The 2,553-nt window shown below is 37.1% G+C and carries 2 pseudogenes; one reads left to right on the top strand and one right to left on the bottom strand.

The features are described from left to right. The first annotated feature begins 151 nt into the window (after nt 1–151). Nucleotides 152–1,001 (top strand): annotated as a pseudogene (locus MRT15_RS09185) (transposase). Between the two features lie 437 nt (nt 1,002–1,438). Here MRT15_RS09185 and MRT15_RS09180 read toward each other — a convergent pair. Then, nucleotides 1,439–2,553: pseudogene (locus MRT15_RS09180) on the bottom strand (hypothetical protein); the annotation flags it as partial.

The following is a 2,553-nucleotide window of genomic DNA, read 5'->3' as shown; positions in this document are numbered from 1 at the left end:
TTTCCCAAAGGTTTTAGCTTGTTTTAGTGTTTTTACAGACATAAAATCTTACATTTCTACTTCTTCCTTATCATGATGAATATTAGGACTCCTGATATGATTATTACCCTAGTTCCCATCAGATAAAGCTTATGTGTTAGCATGAGTTCTTATGTGTGGGTGCAGATGTTTGGAGGAGGAGATCAACTTCATAAGATCCGTTATAACACCCATCGTAGAAAAGCACTACCCCTCAAAGGCAAACCATGAGAAGATGAGCCTCTACGACCTCGTAACATTCGGCGTAATGGCGCACAAGCACTTCGACGGAATATACAAGAGAGCATACAGAGTCCTAATAGAAGACCTCAAACTCTTCCCAAAAGTAAGATACAACAAGGTAGTTGAGAGACTCAACAGATACGAAAAACTCCTAATCGAATGCCTAGGACTCTTCAAGCTCGAGAAACTGAGGATCGTGGACTCCAAACCAATAGAGACAAAGAAGCTCTCCAGGCTCGGGAGGCATGAGAAGAGGGGGAGCTCACACCTGATTAAGGAGGGGGAGCGTGTGGGGTTTAATCCATTAAAAGGGGGTTCTATGTAGGATACAAGATGACGTGTTGTACGGATGGGAGGTATTTGAGCCTCCTCTATGTTGATCCAGCTAATAAGCATGATATAACTATTGTGAAGGAGAGGGTGGAGGATTTTGTGAGAGGTTTAGGGGTTGTGTTGTTCTTCTTGATAAGGGTTATGTTGATGAGAGTTTTGCGGAGGTTATGAGGGCTAGGGGGGTGTGGTATGTGGCTATAAAGAGGGTTAATATGATAAGGAGTGAGGTTGAGAGGGTGTATTATCGGTTCTTATCTGTGGTGAGGAGGATCATTGAGACGAGGTTTTCTCAGTTGGATGAGTTTGGTGCAAGGTTTATGAGGGCGGTTTCGAGGAGGGGTTTAGCTGTTAAGATGCTCCTGTCCATATTATCTTTTAACATATATCAGATGATGAGGGGAGCCTGATGGGAACTAGGGTTACTAAAATCAATAAGATCCCAATTATTCTGCTTCCTTCTCTCAAGAAGCCTAACCCTCATACTATACGCTTAACAAAAGAATTTATGCTTTATGCTACATCACATGCCTCTTTCTAGTTAGGTATCAGAAGATGTCTAATTCAGATCAGCATCATGAAAGTGTTATATACTTAACTTCATTTTATCATTAGAAGCTATATATCATACTTTAATGATAGAGAAGTCATGGTTTCTTTATTAATGTACCGTATTCTGGTTGCGTCATCAATTTGCGGCGTGTTGCTAATTGATGATCAGGTTTTTAACTTAGTATGAATTGAACCTGCTATTATAGATGCTTTATCTGATGTGTTTGATCGTTTTAATTCTGTGAAAAATGTTGAGTTTTTCAAAAAGAGTTGCCAGCTTTATTAGAATCTGTTCTTAAAGCAAAAGAAAATAGGTTACGAGTTTGTATGGATTTCCGATAAAATATTTTTGATGGGACAACTGATTATTTTTATGTTTTACAAGTATTGTGGCAATTATAATCACAATTGCGATCGTTATAATTGCATATAATTGTGTGTAATCTGTCCTCCAGTTTGCTATAACAGTTTTTGAATTGTCCATTAAAATAGTAGCGGTTGTGGTTGTTGCTGTAGAATCTCCACTCCAACCTGTAAAAACTTGTTGAATTATGAATCCTACTGGAGACGTAACAGAAAATGTAGCTATTGATCCGGCATCATACCATCCTTCTCCTTGAGGATTACCATACTGAGATATAACTGTTAAGTAGTATTGGGGAGTGTAGTGAAAGGCTACAACGTAAGATTGATTAATAGTTAGAGATAATTGATATGTTCCAACTTCAGTTCTTGATATGTTTAGCATCCTATCATTAAGTTTATATGAAGTAAGAACATACCTTTTTTTACTAGGAATGGCGTCCATTATGTATTTGGAACTTAACCGTACTACTGAGTTATGGGTATGCCATTCGCTGGTAGAACTTATAATGGCATTTTCTTTAATTAAAAGAATCTTTAAAAGATGCTCTAACTGGGCTTTGATATAAATAGGTCCTCCATTCGTTAAATTATACGATCCTAGAGAATGGTATCGTGAGACGTTAGAGACTTCCTTTACAACCTCAATATTTATATTTTCTCTATATGACTGGTTATTTGCTTTAAAGCTTACATACAATGTAGCCTTACCATCGACGTCTGTTGTAATTTGTGGAATTGTTACACCATTAAGACTAATTTTAGCTCCTTGAAGGGCCTGTCCATTCATAGAAGTAACTATAAGCAACCGTTGTAAAATTATGGTAGCATTATCAGAAATTTGGAAATCTAATAAAGTAGAATTATATAGAACTAATATTTTCGCATTATCATAAATTTCTCCACTCCTTATATAAGAATTCTTAAGAATAATACTTGAAGCTCCGAATACCTTCAATGACCATGCTGATATGCTAGAATTAATCAGCACGATTTGAGGATTTGCTTCACTTGGGATTCTGTAGCTAAACTTTCCTGGTTGGAGAT

Source organism: Candidatus Culexarchaeum yellowstonense (genome assembly GCF_024707025.1).
Taxonomy (GTDB): Archaea; Thermoproteota; Methanomethylicia; order Culexarchaeales; family Culexarchaeaceae; genus Culexarchaeum.
This window is presented reverse-complemented; position numbering and strand designations above follow the sequence as displayed.